Origin of the sequence: Nocardiopsis sp. MG754419, assembly GCF_018207095.1 — a bacterium.
GTDB lineage: Bacteria > Actinomycetota > Actinomycetes > Streptosporangiales > Streptosporangiaceae > Nocardiopsis.
The window spans coordinates 1-4744 of the sequence record NZ_QOCZ01000247.1; the positions used below are offsets into that span (position 1 = coordinate 1).

Consider the following 4744-nt stretch of genomic DNA (forward strand, 5'->3'; position numbering starts at 1 on the left):
CCACCCCCACCACCGGCCTCCCCGCGCCCGGTACCTCCAAGGGAGACACATCATGACCGACCCGCGACGACACCTGTTCCTCGCCGCGACCGCGGCGGCCGTCCTGCTGGCCACCGCCTGCGGCGGCACCACCATCGACGACGCCCAGGACGAGGACGCCCAGGGCCCCACCGGTACCGCCGACCCCGACGCGGAGATCCCCGAGGGCCTGGCGATCGACTTCCTGCCCAAGCAGCTCAACAACCCGTTCTTCGACCTGGTCAACGCCGGGGGAGAGGAGGCGGTCGAGGAACTGGCCGGTGTGGCCACCGAACGCGGTGGGACCGAGGCCACCGCCGACTCCCAGGTGGAGTACATCAACGCCGCCAGCCAGGCCGGCAGCGACGTCATCGTCATCGCCGCCAACGACCCCGACGCCGTGTGCCCCTCCCTGAACGAGGCGCGCGACAACGGAGCGGTCATCGTCGGCTACGACTCCAACGCCAACTGCACCGACGTGTTCGTCAACCAGTCCACCAACGAGCTCATCGGCCAGACCCTGGTGGACATGGTCGACGAACAGCTCGACGGCGCGGGCACCTTCGCGATCCTCTCGGCCACGCCCAACGCCACCAACCAGAACGCGTGGATCGAGCAGATGGAGCAGATCCTGGAGGGCGACGGGTACGGCGACCTGGAGCTGGTGGACACCGTCTACGGCAACGACGACGACCTGGAGTCCTTCCAGGAGATGCAGGGGCTGATGCAGTCCCACCCGGACCTGGACGCGGTCGTCTCGCCGACCACCGTCGGCCTGGCCGCCGCCGCCCGCTACGTCAGCGACTCCGAGTACCAGGGGGAGCTGGTGGTGACGGGTCTGGGCACCCCCAACCAGATGCGCGAGTTCGTGCACGACGACACCGTCGACCGGTTCGCCCTGTGGAACCCGCACGAGCTGGGCTACCTGGCCGGCTACACGGGCGCCGCGCTCCAGGCCGGGCGGATCACCGGCGCGCAGGGGGAGACCTTCACCGCGGGCGAGCTCGGTGAGTTCACCTTCGAGACCGACCGCGAGGTGGTGCTGGGCCCGCCGCTGGTCTTCGACGCCGACAACGTCGACGACTTCGACTTCTGAGGGGCCGGTATGCGACGTGTGTGCTTCGTGCTCAAGGTGCGCGAGGAACGGTTGGCGGAGTACCGCCGGCGCCACGCCGAGGTCTGGCCCGAGATGCGCCGGGCCCTGTCGGAGAGCGGGTGGCACAACTACTCGCTGTTCTGTGACGAGCGGGGCATGGTGGTCGGCTACCTGGAGACCGAGGACTTCGACGCCGCGCGGGCGGCCATGGACAAGACCGAGGTCAACGCCCGGTGGCAGGCCGAGATGGCGCCCTTCTTCGAGGGGCTGGACGGCCGCCCGGACGAGGGCATGATCCCCCTGACCGAACTCTTCCACCTGCCCTAGACACCGCGCCAACCCCGGTCGGACGCCCGCTCACGCACAGGGCGGTCCGGCCGGGGTTCGCGCGTCCGCGCCGTCGTGCGCCGCGCGTGCTCCGGGCACGGCGGGGGAGAGGCCGCCCGTGGGTCCCGGTGCCCGTCGCGCCGGGCGGACCCCGTGGCGGCCACGATGTCGGGGCGATGACCCGACCGGGCCCCCGGACCGGGTCCGGAGTGTCGCCGCGCACCGGCCGACGCATGTCCACCGGTGCCGCCGGAGCACCGTTCCACCGCCGGTGAGCGCGGTGCGCCCGCGCCGAGGCGACCCTGCCCGCGCCTCCCGCACCGTGTGCCCAGGGCGATCCGCTCCTCGCGCGGCCCGTCACCGGTCGGACCGTGGAGCGCACGCTTTCGCCACCCCCGGAGCCGCCACCGGCCTGGCGTACCGCCCGGATCCATGAACGAGTGAGCGCTAACATCCAGGGGAGCTCACGACCTCGTTCTCCCGCTCCGACATTGCCGGGAAGCGCGACGTCGAGTATGTTAACGCCCACCAGACCGGGGCCGGGACGGGGGCGCGGTGGCGCACCCGGACCCGCGCACCGAGCGGAGTACAGGGCCCGCCCCGTCGCCGCGAACCGATCACCGGATCGGCCGTACCCGACGGCGATCCCGCCTGCTAGGAGTTCTGGGTGGATCACACCTCCCCGTCCGCCCGGGTCAACCGCGACCCCGCGATGACCGACGTCGCGCGCCTCGCGGGCGTCTCCCACCAGACGGTCTCACGGGTGCTCAACGAGCACCCCAACGTGCGTGAACAGACCCGACTGCGCGTGCGCGCCGCCATCGAACAACTCGGGTATCGGCCCAACCGGGCCGCGCGCACCCTGGCCACCGGAAAGTCCCAGCTCCTCGGCGTGGTGGCGCAGAACTCCACGCTCTATGGTCCCTCGTCGCTCCTGGCCGCCTTCGAACTGGCCGCCGCGGCCCGGGGTTTCGTGGTCAGCGTCCGCCGCGTCCGGGTCCTGGACCGGAGCTCCATCGCCGCCGCCGTCGAACACCACCGCGAGCAACGAGCGGCCGGGATCGTGGTGATCGCGCCGACCGGAGCCGCGGACGAGGCGCTGGCCGAGGTGCCCACCGACGTGCCCGTGGTGGCGGTGGACGGCGACCCCGAGCGCGACGCCCCCCTGGTGACCGTGGACCAGGAGGCCGGTGCCCGACTGGCCACGCGCCACCTGTTGGACGCCGGCCACGCGACCGTCTGGCACGTGTCGGGGCCGGCGGACTGGTTCGACGCCGCCGGCCGCCTGCGGGGGTGGCAGCAGACCCTGGAGGAGGCGGGAGCCGAGGTCCCCCCGGTGGGACAGGCGGACTGGAGCGCGGCCTCGGGGTACCGCGCGGGCCTGATGTTGGCCCGTATGCCCGAGGTCACGGCGGTCTTCGCCGCCAACGACCACCTGGCGCTGGGCATCCTGCGGGCGATGTCCGAACGCGGTCGTTCGGTGCCGGGGGACGTGAGCGTGGTCGGGTTCGACGACGTGCCCGAGGCCGCCTACTTCATTCCGCCGCTGACCACGGTGCGGCCGGACTTCGACACCGTGGCCACCGAGGCGTTGGCCGTGCTGCTCGCCGGTATCTCCGGGGAGGAACCCGGGTCCGGGCGAAGGGTCATCACCCCCACCCTGGTCGAACGCGCCAGTGTGGGACCCCCGCCGATCGGTGGTGGCCGTTCCGGGTGACACCCCGCGCGGGTGCGCGCGCCGGCCCGGCCGCCCCGCCCGCCGCAACCCGCGCGGGTGCCGAAGGACCGACCCCGGCGCCGGGGTGACCACCGCGATGCCCTCGCGCCCCGAACCCCCCGGAGCGGCCCGGTGACACCGTGGTGGGTCGGCGTCGACGAGGCGTCCGACCCGCGTCTTCGCGCCGCGACACGCACCGCGTTTCCCGCCCCGTGCGTCCCACCGTCGGGAACGATGAGGGCGGGTGATCCGTTTCCGTGCCGGCTACACTGAGCGCCGTCGTACACAGCAGACGGGCGAGGACGCCCGTGGCGGGCACGGGCGGGGGGAGGGACGCGAGGATGGCCGAGGGCGCGGAGACCGTGGTGGCGGGGGAACGTGGGCGCGGCGCCCGGGTCTCCATGGCCGACGTGGCCCGGTTGGCCGGGGTCTCCTCGCAGACCGTCTCCCGGGTCTCCAACGGCAGCCCCAGCGTGGTCCCTCGCACCCGTGAGCGGGTCCTGGCCGCCATGCGTGAACTCGGTTACCGGCCCAACAGCGCCGCCCGCGCCCTGAAACGCGGCGAGTTCCGCACGCTCGGGGTCATCGTCTTCACCCTGTCCACCACCGGTAGCCTGCGCACCCTGGAAGCGATCTCCACCTCCGCCGCCCTGGAGGGGTACGCCATCACGCTCATCCCGGTGGCGGTACCCACCCAGGACGAGATGCTGGGCGCCTTCACCCGGCTGGGCGAACTGGCCGTGGACGCCGTCATCGTCATCATGGAGGTCCACCTCCTGGACGCCGCCGCGGTGCTGCTCCCGCCCGGACTCCAGGTGGTCGTCGCCGACTCCGACGCCGACGAACGCTACGGCGTGGTCGACACCGACCAGATCGGCGGTGCGCGTGAGGCCGTGTCCCACCTGCTGGACCTGGGGCATCGCACGGTGCACCACTTGGCTGGCCCCGAGGTGTCCCTGTGCGCCGAGCGCCGTGCCCGGGCCTGGCGCGAGACGCTGCGGGAACGGGGCAGGACCGTCCCCTCGGTGGTCTACGGTGACTGGTCGGCCGAGAGCGGCTACCGGGCGGGCCGCGCGCTGGCCGAGGACCCCGCGTGCACGGCGGTGTTCGTCGCCAACGACCAGATGGCGCTCGGGTTGCTGCGGGCCCTGCACGAGAGCGGTCGCTCCGTGCCCGGGGACGTGAGCGTGGTGGGGTTCGACGACATCGCGGAGTCGGGATCGTTCCTGCCCCCGCTCACCACGATCCGGCAGGACTTCCACGAAGTGGGGCGGCTTCTCGTGGCCGGGGCGCTGCGCCGTCTGCGCGGTGAGGTCGACGCGCCGGAGAGCACGCTGGTGCCCACCGAACTCGTGGTGCGCTCCAGCACGGCGCCGCCCCGGAACCGAACGCCCGCGGTTTTCCCACGCATCACCCCTTGACCCCCGGGCAACGCCGGTGCAACACTCCCGACATCGCAATGTTTGCGTAAACATCGCTCGGTGTCCACCCTCCGCCCCTGATCACGGGGCGTCACCGCGGTCGGCACGGAGTGCTCGACGAGGGACGCCGATGACGCCGACCACCACGCCCGCCGCCCCCCACAG

The 4744-nt window shown here is 72.8% G+C and carries 4 protein-coding genes; all 4 read left to right on the forward strand.

The annotated features are described in order from the left end of the window. Positions 1-52: 52 nt before the first annotated feature. Positions 53-1114, forward strand: a complete 1062-nt coding sequence (locus DSY14_RS26935) for a rhamnose ABC transporter substrate-binding protein (protein ID WP_211719419.1) — start codon at positions 53-55, stop codon at positions 1112-1114. A 9-nt stretch (positions 1115-1123) separates the two neighbouring features. Beyond that, positions 1124-1441 carry an L-rhamnose mutarotase gene (locus DSY14_RS26940; RefSeq protein WP_211719420.1) on the forward strand — a complete coding sequence of 106 codons (318 nt, stop codon included), beginning with the start codon at positions 1124-1126 and terminating at the stop codon, positions 1439-1441. 667 nt (positions 1442-2108) lie between these two features. Further along, positions 2109-3158, forward strand: coding sequence for a LacI family DNA-binding transcriptional regulator (locus DSY14_RS26945; protein ID WP_211719421.1), 1050 nt, complete (start codon positions 2109-2111; stop codon positions 3156-3158). A gap of 341 nt (positions 3159-3499) precedes the next feature. After that, complete coding sequence (locus DSY14_RS26950; RefSeq protein WP_211719422.1) at positions 3500-4579, forward strand: LacI family DNA-binding transcriptional regulator; 1080 nt, start codon at positions 3500-3502, stop codon at positions 4577-4579. Positions 4580-4744 lie beyond the last annotated feature (165 nt).

Coding starts and splice junctions, on each gene's coding strand:
- DSY14_RS26935 (WP_211719419.1), top strand. CDS start 53: ATGACCGACCCGCGACGACACCTGTTCCTCGCCGCGACCGCGGCGGCC.
- DSY14_RS26940 (WP_211719420.1), top strand. CDS start 1,124: ATGCGACGTGTGTGCTTCGTGCTCAAGGTGCGCGAGGAACGGTTGGCG.
- DSY14_RS26950 (WP_211719422.1), top strand. CDS start 3,500: ATGGCCGAGGGCGCGGAGACCGTGGTGGCGGGGGAACGTGGGCGCGGC.